Raw genomic sequence first — 14,635 nt, 5'->3', positions numbered from 1 at the left:
CCGGTTGATGCGATTGCTGCAGGTCGTTCTCGCCCTAGCAGTCCTAGCGACGCTGCTGTGGTTGCCGTACTGGATAGGCAAGAGCTTCCTGTTGTATCTGAATGCGATACCGAAGGAGCTGGCGGCAACGCTGATCACGGCAGCTACGACCGTGCTCGGTGCGACATTGACGATTGCGATAGGTCGATACTTCGAAAGAAAGAAGGAGCTTGATGCGTTGTATCGCGACAAAAAGACGGAGATATACGACGAATTCTTGCGAAAGTATTTCGACTTAAACTTCTCTAATTCAGACCACTCGCCAACAACTCAGCCTCAAGATCTTGTGAGCTACTTTCGAGAGTTCATAAGAAGAATGCTACTTTGGAGTGGCCCTCAAGTTATCGTTGCGTTCCTGAAATGGAAGCGACACATCACCAACAACGCGCCTGACGCAAAGACGATCTTTCTGACGGAAGACTTCTTTCTTGCTCTGCGAGCGGATTTACGGCAAAGCAACTCCGGGATACCCAAGGGTTTTTGGTCGCATCTCTCCCTCAAGAGGTCCGATCTATTCCTTGCCGCTGCGAAGAAGGACCCCCACGTCACGCTTGCGCAGTTGGCGGAGATAGAGAAGCATTTGTCTGATTCTAGCGGCGACGAATGAGGACCATCACCGCCACCCGCTACGTCACCCCGCTGCGCGAAGGCGGCTCGCTGCCCGCGATCATCGAGGGCGACGACTTCGGCCTGTACGTGCTGAAGTTCCGCGGTGCGGGGCAGGGCCCGAAGGCGCTCATCGCCGAACTCGTCGCGGGTGAACTCGCGCGTGCGATCGGCCTGCCGGTGCCGGAGATCGTGTTCGTCGAACTCGATCCCGACCTCGCGCGCACCGAGCCCGATCCTGAGATCCAGCATCTCATCCGCGCGAGCGGCGGCCTCAACCTCGCGCTCGACTACCTGCCCGGTTCGATCACGTTCGATCCGGTGGTCGACCAGCCGGACGCGGCGCTTGCATCGGCGATCGTCTGGTTCGACGCATTCGTGAGCAATGTCGATCGCACGCCACGCAACACGAACCTGCTGGTCTGGCACCGCAAGCTCTGGCTGATCGATCATGGCGCCGCGCTGTACTTCCATCATGCGTGGGACGGTTATCTCGCGCGTGCCACCGATCCGTTCGCGCGCATCAGGGACCACGTGCTGCTGCCGTATGCAACGGAGTTGCGCGAAGCGGACGAGCGACTCGCCACGTTGCTCCCGGGCGAAACGATCGAGCGCATCGTCGCGTCGATCCCGGACGCCTGGCTCGGCGGCGATGTTCCGTTCGCCGGCATGGGCGAACACCGTGACGCGTACGCGCAGTATCTGTGCCGGCGCATCGAAGCGCCGCGCGCGTTCGTCGAGGAGGCGATCCGTGCACGCGTATGACTATGCGCTGATCCGCGTCGTGCCGCGCGTCGAGCGCGGCGAGTTCGTCAACGCCGGCGTGGTGCTGTCGTGCAAGGCCGGCGGCTTCCTCGAGGCACGCATCGAACTCGATGATGCGCGCCTGCGCGCGCTCGATGCGCAGGTCGACATGGACACCGTGCGCGCGCACCTCGAAGCGTTCGCGGCGATCTGCGCCGGCGGTGACTCGGCCGGACCGATCGGTCGCCTGCCTGCGCGCGAACGCTTCCGCTGGCTGACCGCGCCGCGCAGCACGGTGATCCAGACCTCGCCCGTGCACAGCGGTCGCTGCGACGATCACGCGACGATGCTTGAACGCCTGCTCGACACGATGGTGCGCGCGCCGACCCGGCGCGATCCGGCGCCGTGAAGCGAAGGGGTTTCGACCTGCTCGGCGCGCGCCTGCGCCGCCAGCATCTCGTCGGCGAAGGCTTCGCCACGCCCGAGCAAGCCGTCGGAGCACAACTCGCCGTGCAGGCGCAGGATTATCTCGGCGCGCTGTGGGCGATCGGCCAGCGCGTCACCGGCGCGGACGAGGCGACGATCGAACGCGCACTCGCGCAGCGACGCATCGTCCGCAGCTGGCCGCTGCGTGGCACCTTGCACATCGTCGCGGCCGACGACCTGCGCTGGCTGCTCGACGTGACCGCGCCGCGCACGCTTCAGAAGAGCCGGCGCCGGCTGAAGGACGAGTTCGAGCTCGACGAGCGAATCGCCGAGCGCGCGCGAAAGGTCTGCGAGCGCGTGCTTGCGGATTGTCGCGCGCTCACGCGCGAAGCACTCTACGCCGCGTTCGACGATGCGCGCATCGCCACGGGCGGCTCGCGCGGACTGCACCTGGTCTGGTGGCTCGCGCACGCAGGCGTGCTCTGCTTCGGCGCGCGTGAGGGCAAGCAGCCTGCGTTCGTCCTGCTCGACGATTGGCTGCCGCCGACGCGTCGCCCGTCGCGCGAAGCGGCGCTTACCGAACTCGCGCGCCGCTACTTCGCGAGCCGCGGCCCGGCGACCGTGCAGGACTTCGCGTGGTGGTCGGGCCTCGCCGCCGCCGAGGCGGCAGCCGCCCACGAAGCCGTACGCGACGAATTCGAGCGCGTCGATGTCGGCGGCCGGTCGTACTGGCATGCGCCCGCCGTGGACGACGGGATGGCGACGAAGCGCGCGCGCGTGCACCTGCTGCCCGCGTACGACGAGTACATGATCTCTTATCAGGATCGCGGCGCATTCCTCGACGCGGACCATGCGGTGCGCGCGGGCAACGGCATCTTCAAGCCCGCATTGCTCGACGACGGCCGCATCGCGGGTGGATGGAAACGCACGCTTGCGAAGTCTGCGGTCGAGGTCGTGCCGGATTGGTTCGATCCTCCATCGGCGACCGCGATCAAGGCGTTCGACGACGCTGCCGCGCGCTACGCGGCCTTCCTGGGGCGGAATACAGGGGACGGCGGTGATCTTCGCGGCGCCGCGGCGACGTCAAAGGCGGTGCCGCCGTGAAAAGTGCCGCCGTCCCTTTCGCTCAGCGATCGAATCCGTCGGCAAGGATCCGATCGGGATCGGTCTCATAGGCGCCGACATCGACGACACCGCCCTGTGTACGCACATGGCCATCCGCGTCGGTGCCGCCGCCAATGGAGAGGACGACGCCGCTGTCTACCAGCGGCGAATTGTCGCGAAGGCGCGGATTGGTCGGCGTCACGAAGCCGGGGTTGCCATGGCTGGGCATGTTGTCCGTCACGAGCGCGTTGACGTTGCTGCGCGTCTCGTAGTGGGCGCGCGTGAAGATGATGCCGGGTCCGTCGGTGGCGATGTCGGGAGTGCCGGCCGGCGCGATGTCGCCCCACACCACGCTGTTGTCGAGCGTGACCTGGCTGCCGGGGCTCGCCGGCGCGAAGACGAACAGGCCGCTGGCCTCCTGGCCGGTAGAGGTGGCGAAGTTGCCGGTGATCGTCAGGTGCGCCAGTCGCGTCACCGCGTTGTTGTTCAACGAACGTACCGGCGCGCCGGCGTTGAAGCCGCCCTGGACCACGCTGTTGGCGAAGGTCAGGTCGCCGCTGGAGTTGTCGAAGATCGCGGCCGATGACCCGACGCATCCGTCCAGGCGCGCGCGATAGACCTTGACGGTCGACCCGGAATTGAGCACGACGTGCAGGCAGGCGCCGACCGCGTCGTTGAGAATGCCTTGGTCGTTGCGCAGTGTCAGGTCGGTTGCGTTGATCGTATTGCCGCTCGTGCCGAAACCGGTGGCGAGCTGGAGGGCCGCCACGCTCGTCGAGCCGACCAGTACGGTCCCCGATTCGGCCCCGGGGCGCTGGGTCGCGCAGGCAGCGCTCCAGCCGCCGCTGATGCTTACGGTCTGACCGGAATGCGCCTGGGTGAGGTAGAAGGCATTCCCGCCGTCCGCCTCATACGTTCCCTCGCGGACTTTGATCGTGGCGGTCACATCGGTGCTCGCGGATGCCTGCGATAGCGCCGTGTGGAGTTCCGCGGCGGTGCCGACGCAGGCGGAGTAGGCGTGACTAAGGCTCGGCAGGCCGAAGGCGAGCGCAAGGCAAGGAACGAGTGTGCGGACGGAACGAAGCATGACGGACCCCTGGATGTGCCGGCGGACGGATTGGGTAACAGGGTACGCCGCGCGCCGGCCGCGCCTGTCGTACTGCCATGGAACCGAAACGGAGGATCGGCACGATCCAGACACAGGAACGAACGTGACGTTCGCCCTGGAAAATCACCCGTGCCGGCGAACATCTCCTGCCGATGCCCTCCCTGTCCCCACCGGAAAGGACGATCGGCCCCGGGGGCCGTTCAGTCGTGCGCCTCGCGCACCGGCCGTTTCGCAAGCTTGCGCTGGAGGGTACGCCGATGCAGTCCGAGGCGCCGCGCGGCTTCCGAGACGTTGCCGTCGGATTCCGCCATCACGCGCTGGATGTGTTCCCACTCGAGCCGCTTGAGCGGCGGCGCGCGTTCGGGCGGGGTAGACCCGACCTCGCGGTTGCCGTCACCAAGCAGCGCCTGCACCACCTGGTCGGCGTCGACCGGCTTGGCGAGGTAGTCGTGCGCACCGCGCTTGATCGCCTCGACCGCGGTCGCGATCGAGGCATAACCGGTCAGCAGCAGGATGCGCAGGCCGGGCCGAGCCGCGAGCAACTGGGGGATCAGCGCCAAGCCGTTCTCGGCGCCGAGCTTGAGGTCGAGTACCGCGTAAGGCGGCTCCTGCGCGCGTGCGATGGCGAGCGCGCTGGCGCCATCGCTCGCGCCCGTCACGCTGAAACCGCGAGCACCGAGCGCGCGCGCGAGCACCGCCGCGAACACGGCGTCGTCGTCGACCAGCAGCAGCGGTCCGGGCACGTTCATCGGCGCCGATTGTCGTTCGGCGGCAGTGGTACGCGCAATCGCTGCAGCAAGCCGCCGCCGTCCGCCGCGTGCGCGGTCAGTTCACCGCCGAGTCGCTCCGCGGTCGAATGCGCGAGCGCGAGGCCGAGGCCAAGCCCGTGCGCCTTGCTGGTCGCGAACGCGGCGCCCATGCCCGGCGCGATCCCGGCGCCGTGGTCGCGCACCATGAATTCCGCATGCCGGTCCGCGACTGCGACGTGCAGTTCGATCTCGGCCGAACCCGCGGCGAGGGAAGCGTCGCCGGCATTGCTGAGCAGGTTGATCAGCGCGTGGCCGAGATCCGGCACGGCTTCGATCAGGTGTTCGCCCGCGGTGCCGTCAAACGCGATCGTGAGCGAAACTTCCGGGCGCAGCAGGCGGAACTGGTTTTCGCAGGCGTCGACGAAGGTTGCCAGCGGCAAGCGCTCCGGGGTTCCGGCGAGACGCCGGCCACCGACCTCGACCAGCTGGCGCAGGATGTCGCGGCAACGCTCGGCCTGGCCGACCAGCAGGGCGAGGTCCGTCGCCAGCGGCGCGTCGCCCGCGCGCTCGCGTTGCAGTTCACCGAGCAGGGTGCGGATCGTCGACAGCGGCGTGTTGAGCTCATGCGCGGTACCGGCGGCCTGGGTCGCGATCGCGAGGATGCCCTCGTCGCGCAACGTGCGCTCGCGCTCGCGCTGCACCTCCGCCTCGCGTGAACGCAACGCGCGCGCGAGGCGGGCGATGAAGAACGCGAGCACCGCCGCGGTCACGACGAAGTTGACGCTGACCGCCGCGACATTCAGGTCCATCGCGGCGAAGCGCGCCGCGTGCAGCGTCGGCAACGGTTCGTGCCAGACCATCAGCGCGACGAAACAGGTCGAGGCGAGCAGCGCCACCGCGGCGACGTAGCGCAGCGACAGCGCCGCCGCCGCCAGCGCCATCGGGATCACCAGCAGCGACACGAACGGATTGTCGCCACCGCCGGTCCAGTACATCAGGTAGGCGAGCACGAGGATGTCGACCGCAACGTGCGCGAACGCCTCGGCCAGCGTGAACGGCCGCGGCTGCTCCAGGCGCCAGAACGCGAACAGCGCGAACAACCCGAGCGCGCCGATGCCGAGCGCGAGCGGCACGACCGGAATCGGCAGATCGAGCCCGAGCGCGACCACCGCCACCGTCAGCGCCTGCCCCGCGATCGCCACCAGCCGCAACCACGCCAGCGTTTCCGCGAGCCCGCGCGCGCGCTGGAAGAAACCGAGACGGGTGGCGGCGGAGGCGGGCATCCGCGCATTGTAGGGCGGTACGCGCAAAGCGCGTGCCGCCGGCCAGGATGATCGCCGTCTGCGCGGATACAGGCGGTTTCCGGGACCCCGCGGTAAGCTGGACCAGATTGGATTTCCGGGGACTCCCCATGCGCTTCGCCGGACGCATAACGGAATGGAACGACGCGCGTGGCTTCGGCTTCGTCGTGCCGAATGGCGGAGGCGAACGCGCGTTCGTGCACATCAAGGCGTTCGATCGCCGCGGCAGCCGGCCATTCGAGGGCGCGCTCGTGTCCTACGAAGTCGGCACGGACGAACGGCAACGACCGCAGGCGCTTGCGGTGCGTTTCGCCGGTGCGCCCTCCGGGCGCAAGCATTCGAGGCACCCGTTTGCGTGGCGCAGCGTCGTGGGGGCGACCATGCTCGTGTTGCTCGCGATCGCCACGGTCACCAGTCGCCTGCCGGTTGCGATCGCGGCGTTGTACTTCGTCGCAAGTGCGATCGCGTTCGTGATGTACGGGATCGACAAATCCGCCGCGCGCAGCGAACGCTCGCGCACGCCGGAGAACACCCTGCACCTCGTCGGCCTGTGCGGCGGCTGGCCGGGCGCGCTGATCGCACAGGACGTGTTCCGCCACAAGTCGAGGAAGGTCGAGTTCCAGGTGGTGTTCTGGCTCAGCGTCGTCGTGAACGTCGCTCTCGCCGCCTGGCTGCTGCTGACCGGACACATGCCCGCGATCGAGCGCGTCCTGCGGGACTGGATTCGGTGACGGACTGCAGTCTGTCGTCGGAGCCGTCGGGCTGCGCAGGACGCCCCTGTGGGAGCGGCGGAAGCCGCGATGCTCTTCTCGCCTGGAAGCATCGCGGCTTCCGCCGCTCCCACAATGAGCCGTTTTGTCTCAGGACCCGTGCTGTCCCAGCGGCAGCTCGATGACGATTTCCAGCCCGCCACCGTCGGCGTTGCATGCGGCGATCGTGCCGCCGTGGCGTTCGATCGCGCGGCGCGCGATCGCGAGGCCGAGGCCGGTGCCGCCGCTGCTGCGGTGGCGCGCGGTGTCGGTGCGGTAGAACGGTTCGAAGATGCGGTCGAGTTCGGCCGCTGGCACGCCCGGGCCGTGGTCGCGCACGCGCAGCACGGCATTCGCGCCGACGCGCTGCAGGCGCACGCCGACCGCGCTGCCGTCGGCGGTGTAGGCGAGTGCGTTGCGGATCACGTTCTCGAACGCGCTGTAGAGCGTCTGGTGCGATCCGGTCAGGGTCAGCTGCGCGCGTTCGAGCAGGGCAACCTTGCGTCCGCGCGGCGCGCCTTCGTAGTCGGCGTTCGTGATGACGTCCTCGAGCAGCGCGTCGAGCGCGACGTGGTCGTGCATCTCGACGTTCGCGGTTTCGAGGCGCGACAGTTCCAGCGCCTGCGCGAGCATCGTCTCGAGGCGGTCGGATTCGCATTCGATGCGGTCGAGCGAGGCATTCACCTGTGCGGCGTCACCGCCGCGCGCGAGTTCGAGTGCGACGCGCTGGCGCGCGAGCGGCGAGCGCAACTCGTGCGAGACGTCGCGCACGAGGCGGCGGTGGCTTTCGACCAGCGCCTTGATGCGCTCGGCCATTGCATCGAACTCGCTCGCCAATGCGCTGGTCTCGGTGGTGCGACCGAAGCGCAGCGGGCCGACGCGCGCGTCGAGGTCGCCGCCGGCGAAGCGCCGCGTGCTCGCGCGGATGCGTTGCAGCGGCGCGGCGACGTACCACGCGAGCAGCAGGCTGACCAGCGCGCTGACCGCCATCGCGACCGCGATGTTCTGCCAGAACCAGCTCGGGCGGCGCGACATCAGGCGCGACAGGAAGCTGCCCTCGAGCGCGGCGACCGCGACATGGATGTCGCCTTCGCGCGTGCGGATCGAGCGCGCACGCAGGCGCTCGCCGTCGACCACGATGCCGTACGGCCCGTCGCCCGTCGGCAGGAGGCCGAATGCAGTGGTCGCCGCGTCGCTGACGGTGGCGGACGTCGAGCGACCGAGCAGTTCATGCCCGGCAGGGTCGAACAGGTAGACGCTGATCGGTCCGAAGCCGCTCGCCGCGCGCAGCCATTGCCGCGTCGCGGTCTCGCCATCGTGGCGCAGCTCGCGGCCGGTGCGCGCGAGCAGGTCGTCCATCGCCGCCTGCAGGCGCGTGATGCCGAGCCCGGGGATCTGCTCGGTCTCGAAGTTGCTCGTCGCGATCCACCCGAACGCGAGCAGCAGGAACACCGTCGCCGCCCAGAACGTGGCGAAGATGCGCCAGAACAGGCGCTGCATCATGGCGTCGGGTCGCCGAGCTGGCGCAGCAGGTAGCCGCTGCGATGGATGGTGGTGATCGGCGAGTCGCCATCGGGCGCGTCGCCGAGCTTGCGCCGCAGGTTCGACACGTGCACGTCGATCGAGCGGTCGAACGGTCCGAGCGGGCGACCGAGCACGGTTTGCGAGATGCGTTCCTTGCTGACCACGCGCCCGGTTTCACGCAGCAGCAGCACGAGCAGGTCGAACTCGGTCGCGGTCAGGGTCAGCGCGTGGCCGTCGACGCTGACGCTGCGCGAGGCCGCGCGCAGCCAGATCGGGCCGTTGCGCAGGTCGGTCAGTGCGTCGTTGCCCTCGCCGCGCACGCGACGCAGCACCGCGCGCAGGCGCGCGGCGAGTTCGCGCGGATTGCACGGCTTGGGAATGTAGTCGTCGGCACCGAGCTCGAGGCCGAGGATGCGATCGATGTCCTCGCCAAGCGCGGTCAGCATCAGCACCGGCAATGGCGACTCGCGGCGCAGTTCGCGCAGCGCGTCGAGGCCGGAGCGCCCCGGCATCATCACGTCGAGCACGAGCGCGTCGAACGGCTGCGCGCGCGCCGCGGCGAGCGCGGCATCGGCGCTGTGCGCGATTTCGACGTCGAAGCCTTCGCGGGTGAGGAAGTCGCGCAGCAGCTGCGCGAGTTCCTCGTCGTCGTCGGCGATCAGGATGCGGTTGCGGGCCATGGCCAGAGGATACCGCCCTCGCGCGCGCCCGACCCGCGCTGCGGGCACGGCGAACAGGCCCTTTGCAGGGTTTTACGCGGAACCCAACTGCCGCTCCCATGGCTGGTAGGGCGAGTCGAGCGCAACGCGCGAGTCCCGCCGCACGCATCGCAGCGGCGGCACGCGCGTGCGCGCGTACCGCCCTACACGCTGAGCGCAGCGCCGCAGGCGCGGAGTCGAAGGGGCTTTGAGGTTCCGCAGGCATTTCGACTTCGCTCGCTGGCGCTCGCTGCGCTCAATGCGAACGGCTTGGTGCTGCGCTCGACGCGAGCGGCTTGGGAGGCCCGTTCGCTCATGGAAACCCGTTCGTCCTGAGCGCAGCGCCGCAGGCGCGGAGTCACGATTTCCGTTCGCCCTGAGCGCAGCGCCGCAGGCGCGAAGTCGAAGGGGCTTTGAGGTTCCGCAGGCATTTCGACTTCGCTCGCCAGCGCTCGCTGCGCTCAATGCGAACGGCTTGGTGCTGCGCTCGACGCGAACGGCCGGGAAACATCCCGTCGAGGCCGCGCCGCCTCACTCTTCCGCGCCCACCGTGCGCAATCCACCCGCGGCCGACTGGTCGACGACCGCCGAGGCACCATGGGTTGCCGAGAGTTTCTTCATGAGCGGCAGCAGCAGGAACGCGACCACCGTGCCGCCGACTGCGAGCAGGCCGAGCTTGTTGAACAGGCTGGTGTAGATCGCGAGGCTCTGCAGCGGGTCGTCGATGTTCTCGGGGATGGCGGCGTAGTTTGCGACGATGCTCGCCGCGTACTGCGAGATGCCGGTCGCGACGAAGTACGCGCCCATCATGAAACCACCCATGCGCGCAGGCACGTAGCGCGCCATCACCGCGAGGCCGAGGCCGCTGACGAGCAGCTCGCCGAGCGAGTAGAAGCCGTAGCCCCAGATCATGTACCACGACGACACCTTGCCGGCGACCGCGGTGCCGCCGCTCATGCCGAAGATGAAGAAGCCGAGCGCGACGACGACGAAGCCGAGCGCGAACTTCGCCGCGATCGGCAGGTCGCGCCCGGTCTTGCCGAAATGCGTGTACAGCCAGGCGAGGATCGGCGACAGCAGCATGATCCAGATCGGGTTGAGCGCCTGGTACTGGCCGGGCGACCAGGCCGGCATCGCGAAGCCGAGGAATGTCCAGTCGAGGTTGACGTTGCGCAGCGCGAACAGCGTCAGCGAGGTCGACATCTGGCCGTAGAAGATGAAGAACAGCAGGGTCTCGACCATCAGCACGAGCGCGGCAAGCAGGCCCGCGCGCTCGGTGCTCGAACCCTTCACGATCATGTACACGAAGATGCCGAGCACGATGGCGCCCGCGACCCACATCGAGAGATCGGAAATCTCCTGGTGCTGCACGACGAACGCGACCGCGAATACCGACGCGAAGCCGACGCCGAGCACCATCGCGAGGCGATCCCAGCGCACCGGCTGCTCGTCCGGCAGCGAACCGATGCCGCGCAGCGTGCGCAGCATCATCAGGTAGTTGATCATGCCGAGCACGAGGCCGCCGCAGCAGACCATGAAGCCCGCGTGCCAGCCCCAATGGTCCTTGATCCAAGGGGTCAGCAGCATCGACACGGTCGAGCCGATGTTGACCGCCATGTAGTAGAGCGTGAATGCGCTGTCGATCTTCGCGTCGTCGCCCTCGTAGATGCGCCGGACCATGTTCGCGGCATTCGCCTTGAACAGGCCGTTGCCGACCACGATCACGCCCATCGACGCGTAGAACAGGCGCAGGTCGTCGGTCGGCACGCTGAGCATCAGGTAGCCGATCGCGAGGATCGCCGCGCCGATCGGCAGGGTGCGACGCGTGCCGAGCACGTGGTCGCCGATCCAGCCGCCGATCGCCGGCGCTGCGTAGACGAGACCGGTGAACGCGCCCCAGATCAGGTTCGCCTTGGTGTCCGCGAAGCCGATCTTCTCGACCATGAACAGGATGAAGATCGACGCCATGCCGTAGTAGCCGAAGCGCTCCCACAGCTCGATCAGGAAGATGGTGGAGAACGAGCGGGTCTGGCTTGGGCGAGCGGGCAAGGCGTTCATCGATGGTCCGGGTGCGGAAGAAAACCGGGCGAGGTTAGCGCAAGCGGTCCGCACGCGCGTGTGCGAACGCACATGGGGCGGAGGGGAGGGCATTTGTGGGGGCGGCGGAAGCCGCGATGCGTTTGTTCCTGCATCACCTTGCACACCATCCCCACCCAATCCTCCCCTTGAGGGGGAGGGCCGCAAGAGCAAGCCGGTAGGGCGGGTCGAGCGCGCCGCGCGAGTCCCGCCGCACGCCTCGCAGCGGCGGCACGCGCGTGCGCGCGTACCGCCCTACACGCGGTGCGTCGCGGTGGGCAACCAGCGCCGCGCGAGCGTGGCGACGAGCAGCGAATACAGCGCGGCGATCAGCGCGGACATCGACACGTCGGACAGGAAATGCTTGGCGAGGTCGATGCGCGCGAGCACCACGTACACCGGGATCGCGACGAGCACGATGCGCAGCCAGCGGATCGGGCAGGCGGCGGCGAGCGGCAGCAGCAGGCCGAAGTAGAACGCCGAGTGGCCGGACGGAAACGACACGCCGCCGGCATGCCACACATGCGACCAGTCGCCCGACTCCAGCACCTGGTGCGGACGCAGCCGACCGAACCCGTCCTTGCCGAAGCTCATCGTGTGCAAGGTCGCGATCTGCACGACGCCCGCGGCGAGCAGCGCGCGCGGCCAGCGTGCATCGCGCGCGATCGCGAGGCCGATCGCGCCGAGCGCGAGCGCGACGCAACCGGCGAGCCAGAACCACAACGAGATGCCGCTGATCGTGTCGAGCGCGGCGAGTCCCCAGGCGAAGACGCGGGCGTTCTCGACACCGCTCGCGCGGACCCATTCGGCGATCGGCCGGTCGAGGCCGAGCAGTCCGAGCAGCACCAGCAATGCGGCGACTGCAGCAGTCCAGGCGAGCAATCGGCGATCCATGAAGCCTCCGGGTCGGAACGGAACGGGCCGGGCCCACGCCGGCGTTATGGCATCATAGCCCGACGTTCCGAGCCCCCAGTCGACCTCCATGCCCAGTACCGAACCGCGCGGTCCGCGCCAGATCGCACGTGCCTTCAAGTGGTCGATGATGGGATTGCGCGCGGCGTGGCGCCACGAAGCCTCGTTCCGCCTGGAAGGCTATCTGTTCGTGCTCTTCTTCCCGACCGGCCTGTGGATCGGACACGGCGGCGTCGAAAAGGCGATCCTCGCCGGCAGCCTCGTCATGGTGCTGTCGGCCGAGCTGCTCAACTCCGCGATCGAGGCGATCGTCGACAAGGCGAGCCCGGAATTCCACGAGCTGGCCGGGCGCGCGAAGGACATGGGTTCAGCGGCCGTACTGCTGCTGATGTGCAATGTCATGCTCTGCTGGGGCTTGATACTCTGGCCGCGCTTTTGGAACTGATCACCGACCCGCAGCTGTGGATCGCGCTGCTCACCCTCGCCACGCTCGAGATCGTCCTCGGCGTCGACAATCTCGTCTTCATTTCGATCGCGGTCAGCGAACTGCCGCCCGAGCGCCGCTCCAGCGCGCGCCGCATCGGCCTCGCGTTCGCCTGCATCACGCGCATCCTGCTGCTGCTCTCGCTCGCCCACCTCGCGCGCATGGACGACCGCACCTCGGGCCTCTTCCGGCTGTTCGGGCAGGTGATCTCGATCCGCGACCTGGTGCTGATCGGCGGCGGCATCTTCCTCGTCGTCAAGGGCGTGATGGAGATCTGGGAATCGCTGACCGAGGACCCGCCCAGCAACGACGCGGCGCGCACCTCGGCGAGCTTTGCGCTCGTCATTGCGCAGATCGCTCTGATCGACATCGTGTTCTCGCTCGATTCGGTGATCACCGCGGTCGGCATGGTCAACCTGCTGCCGGCGATGGTCGGCGCGATCGTGCTGGCGGTGCTCGTGATGATCTTCATCGCCGATCCGATCGGCAATTTCATCGACCGCAACCCGACCATCAAGATGCTCGCGCTCGCGTTCATCATCCTCGTCGGCGCCGTGCTGTTGTGCGACGGCATCGGCGTGCACGTGTCGCGCGGTTACCTCTACTTCGCGATGGCGTTCTCCGCGGCGGTCGAATCGCTCAACCTGTACGCCAGGCGCCGCCGGCGCCGGCGCCGTGCGCTCGACGAGACTCCATCGGCCTGATCCGGCGCGACGCGCGCTCCTTGCGAGGCTAGGCAATGAGAGGTGGTCGCACGCTTCCCCTCACCCCAACCCTCTCCCGCAAGCGGGAGAGGGGGTACGACACGCGCAAGCGGGAGAGGGGGAACGACACGCGCAAGCGGGAGGTGGGGAACGGCGTGCTTGCGCTCCCCAGCAAGCGGGCGCGGGGGAAGTTGATGTGTATTCCCTTCTCCCGCTTGCGGGAGAAGGTGCCGGAGGCGGATGAGGGGAGATCGAACCGGGAACGCAATGTTCCCCTCACCCCAACCCTCTCCCGCAAGCGGGAGAGGGGGTACGACACGCGCAAGCGGGAGAGGGGGAAAGGCGCGCACGCGACGCGACGACTGCCCGGCGTATTCCTGCTGCTCGCGCTTCTCCTCGCGGGCGGCGTGGCGCGCGCCGCGGATGGCGATGTGCAGGCCATCCCCGAGCTGCATGCGCGCGTCACCGATCTCGTCGGCGCGCTGCCGGCGCAACGCCGCGAGCAGGTCGAGCAGCGTCTCGCCACGCTCGAACAGCGCAAGGGCGCGCAGATCGCCGTGCTGCTCGTCGCGACGACGGCACCCGAACCGATCGAGGCCTACGCGACGCGCGTGTTCGATGCATGGAAGCTCGGCCGCAAGGGCATCGACGACGGCGTGCTTGTCGTCGTCGCGAAGGACGATCGCCGCACGCGCATCGAAGTCGGCTACGGGCTCGAAGGCGCGATTCCCGACGCCGCGGCCAAGCGCGTCATGCACGACTACATGTCGCCGAAGTTCGCCGCCGGGGATTTCGCCGGCGGCGTCGACATCGGCGTCGATTGGCTGACCCGGCTTATCGACGGCGAGCCCTTGCCGACCGCACCGGTGGCGTTGTCCTCGCACCAAGGCATCGCCATCAATGCCGACGACGAACCCTGGTGGAGTCCGCTGCAGTTCGTCATCGGCATCATGTTCGGCGCGTTCGTCGCCGTGCTTTTCATCCTCTTCCTCGGCAACCGCAAGCTCTATCTCTTCTCGCTCGGCCGCTTGCCCGAACGCGCACGCACGTACGCATTCGGCGTCATCAACGCGATACCGATCGCGATCCTCATGCGCAATCCGATGGCGGCCTTCGGTGCGTTCGCGGCCGGCGGCTCGCTGGCTTCGCTCATCGGGCTCGGCAAGCCGCCGCGCCGCGGCGGCGGGTTCTCGGGCGGCGGCGGTGGTGGCACCTCCGACAGCAGTTCGGGCGGATCGTCGGGTGGCTCGAGCGGAGACTTCAGCGGCGGTGGCGGCAGTTCGGGCGGCGGCGGTGCATCGGACAGTTGGTGACGCGCAGCTGAAGGGCGCGACTTGCACGCCGCACCAATCCACGCGAGAGTAGCCCGCACACGCCGGCTCGCACCGGCCCAGTCGCCGTCTTCGGAGGG

At 68.2% G+C, this 14,635-nt stretch carries 15 protein-coding genes; 8 read left to right on the top strand and 7 right to left on the bottom strand.

Going from position 1 to position 14,635, the window contains the following annotated elements; genetic code table 11:
• Positions 1 to 7: 7 nt before the first annotated feature.
• Genes ACILRJ_RS10795 through ACILRJ_RS10780 form a run of 4 tightly spaced genes read left to right on the top strand, consistent with a single transcriptional unit; the run spans position 8 to position 2,919 of the window.
• Positions 8 to 646, top strand: a complete 639-nt coding sequence (locus ACILRJ_RS10795) for a hypothetical protein (protein ID WP_395683192.1) — start codon at positions 8 to 10, stop codon at positions 644 to 646.
• A complete protein-coding gene (locus ACILRJ_RS10790) occupies positions 643 to 1,410 on the top strand; it encodes a HipA family kinase (RefSeq protein ID WP_395683191.1) in 768 nt (255 codons plus the stop codon). Before ACILRJ_RS10795 ends, ACILRJ_RS10790 begins: the two co-directional genes overlap by 4 nt.
• Complete coding sequence (locus tag ACILRJ_RS10785; RefSeq protein ID WP_395683190.1) at positions 1,397 to 1,798, top strand: DUF3037 domain-containing protein; 402 nt, start codon at positions 1,397 to 1,399, stop codon at positions 1,796 to 1,798. Before ACILRJ_RS10790 ends, ACILRJ_RS10785 begins: the two co-directional genes overlap by 14 nt.
• Complete coding sequence (locus tag ACILRJ_RS10780) at positions 1,795 to 2,919, top strand: winged helix DNA-binding domain-containing protein (RefSeq protein WP_395683189.1); 1,125 nt, start codon at positions 1,795 to 1,797, stop codon at positions 2,917 to 2,919. Before ACILRJ_RS10785 ends, ACILRJ_RS10780 begins: the two co-directional genes overlap by 4 nt.
• Positions 2,920 to 2,941: 22 nt before the next feature.
• On the opposite strand, the gene ACILRJ_RS10775 is transcribed toward ACILRJ_RS10780, so the two are convergent.
• The 3 genes from ACILRJ_RS10775 to ACILRJ_RS10765 all read right to left on the bottom strand — a co-directional run bounded on the left by ACILRJ_RS10775 (position 2,942) and on the right by ACILRJ_RS10765 (position 6,059).
• Complete coding sequence (locus ACILRJ_RS10775; protein ID WP_395683188.1) at positions 2,942 to 4,006, bottom strand: choice-of-anchor Q domain-containing protein; 1,065 nt, start codon at positions 4,004 to 4,006, stop codon at positions 2,942 to 2,944.
• A gap of 221 nt (positions 4,007 to 4,227) precedes the next feature.
• Positions 4,228 to 4,776: a response regulator transcription factor gene (locus ACILRJ_RS10770; protein WP_395683187.1), complete on the bottom strand. Its 549-nt coding sequence runs from the start codon at positions 4,774 to 4,776 to the stop codon at positions 4,228 to 4,230.
• The gene (locus ACILRJ_RS10765; protein WP_395683186.1) at positions 4,773 to 6,059 is read right to left on the bottom strand and encodes an ATP-binding protein; all 1,287 of its coding nucleotides are present in this window, start codon (positions 6,057 to 6,059) and stop codon (positions 4,773 to 4,775) included. Before ACILRJ_RS10765 ends, ACILRJ_RS10770 begins: the two co-directional genes overlap by 4 nt.
• A gap of 128 nt (positions 6,060 to 6,187) precedes the next feature.
• Here ACILRJ_RS10765 and ACILRJ_RS10760 point away from each other — a divergent pair, with 128 nt between their 5' ends.
• Entirely contained in the window at positions 6,188 to 6,808 is a 621-nt protein-coding gene (locus tag ACILRJ_RS10760) for a DUF1294 domain-containing protein (protein ID WP_395683185.1), read from the top strand.
• A 129-nt stretch (positions 6,809 to 6,937) separates the two neighbouring features.
• On the opposite strand, the gene ACILRJ_RS10755 is transcribed toward ACILRJ_RS10760, so the two are convergent.
• The 4 genes from ACILRJ_RS10755 to ACILRJ_RS10740 all read right to left on the bottom strand — a co-directional run bounded on the left by ACILRJ_RS10755 (position 6,938) and on the right by ACILRJ_RS10740 (position 12,018).
• A complete protein-coding gene (locus ACILRJ_RS10755) occupies positions 6,938 to 8,329 on the bottom strand; it encodes an ATP-binding protein (RefSeq protein ID WP_395683184.1) in 1,392 nt (463 codons plus the stop codon).
• On the bottom strand, positions 8,326 to 9,030 hold the full coding sequence (locus ACILRJ_RS10750) for a response regulator (protein ID WP_395683183.1): 705 nt from the start codon (positions 9,028 to 9,030) through the stop codon (positions 8,326 to 8,328). Before ACILRJ_RS10750 ends, ACILRJ_RS10755 begins: the two co-directional genes overlap by 4 nt.
• Positions 9,031 to 9,579: 549 nt before the next feature.
• A complete protein-coding gene (locus tag ACILRJ_RS10745; RefSeq protein WP_395683182.1) occupies positions 9,580 to 11,106 on the bottom strand; it encodes a peptide MFS transporter in 1,527 nt (508 codons plus the stop codon).
• Between the two features lie 273 nt (positions 11,107 to 11,379).
• On the bottom strand, positions 11,380 to 12,018 hold the full coding sequence (locus ACILRJ_RS10740) for a phosphatase PAP2 family protein (protein ID WP_395683181.1): 639 nt from the start codon (positions 12,016 to 12,018) through the stop codon (positions 11,380 to 11,382).
• Positions 12,019 to 12,106: 88 nt separating this feature from the next.
• Here ACILRJ_RS10740 and ACILRJ_RS10735 point away from each other — a divergent pair, with 88 nt between their 5' ends.
• From ACILRJ_RS10735 to ACILRJ_RS10725, 3 genes are read left to right on the top strand one after another with little or no spacing between them, the layout of a single operon-like run.
• Positions 12,107 to 12,481 carry a diacylglycerol kinase gene (locus ACILRJ_RS10735; RefSeq protein ID WP_395683180.1) on the top strand — a complete coding sequence of 125 codons (375 nt, stop codon included), beginning with the start codon at positions 12,107 to 12,109 and terminating at the stop codon, positions 12,479 to 12,481.
• Complete coding sequence (locus tag ACILRJ_RS10730) at positions 12,472 to 13,224, top strand: TerC family protein (RefSeq protein WP_395683179.1); 753 nt, start codon at positions 12,472 to 12,474, stop codon at positions 13,222 to 13,224. The genes ACILRJ_RS10735 and ACILRJ_RS10730 overlap by 10 nt, the downstream gene beginning before the upstream one ends.
• Before the next feature lie 35 nt (positions 13,225 to 13,259).
• On the top strand, positions 13,260 to 14,537 hold the full coding sequence (locus ACILRJ_RS10725; RefSeq protein WP_395683178.1) for a TPM domain-containing protein: 1,278 nt from the start codon (positions 13,260 to 13,262) through the stop codon (positions 14,535 to 14,537).
• The last annotated feature ends 98 nt before the right edge of the window (positions 14,538 to 14,635 follow it).

Source organism: Dokdonella sp., from assembly GCF_044227025.1.
GTDB lineage: Bacteria > Pseudomonadota > Gammaproteobacteria > Xanthomonadales > Rhodanobacteraceae > Dokdonella_A.
The sequence above is the reverse complement of the archived record's forward strand: the minus strand, read 5'-3'. Positions and strand labels throughout refer to the sequence as shown.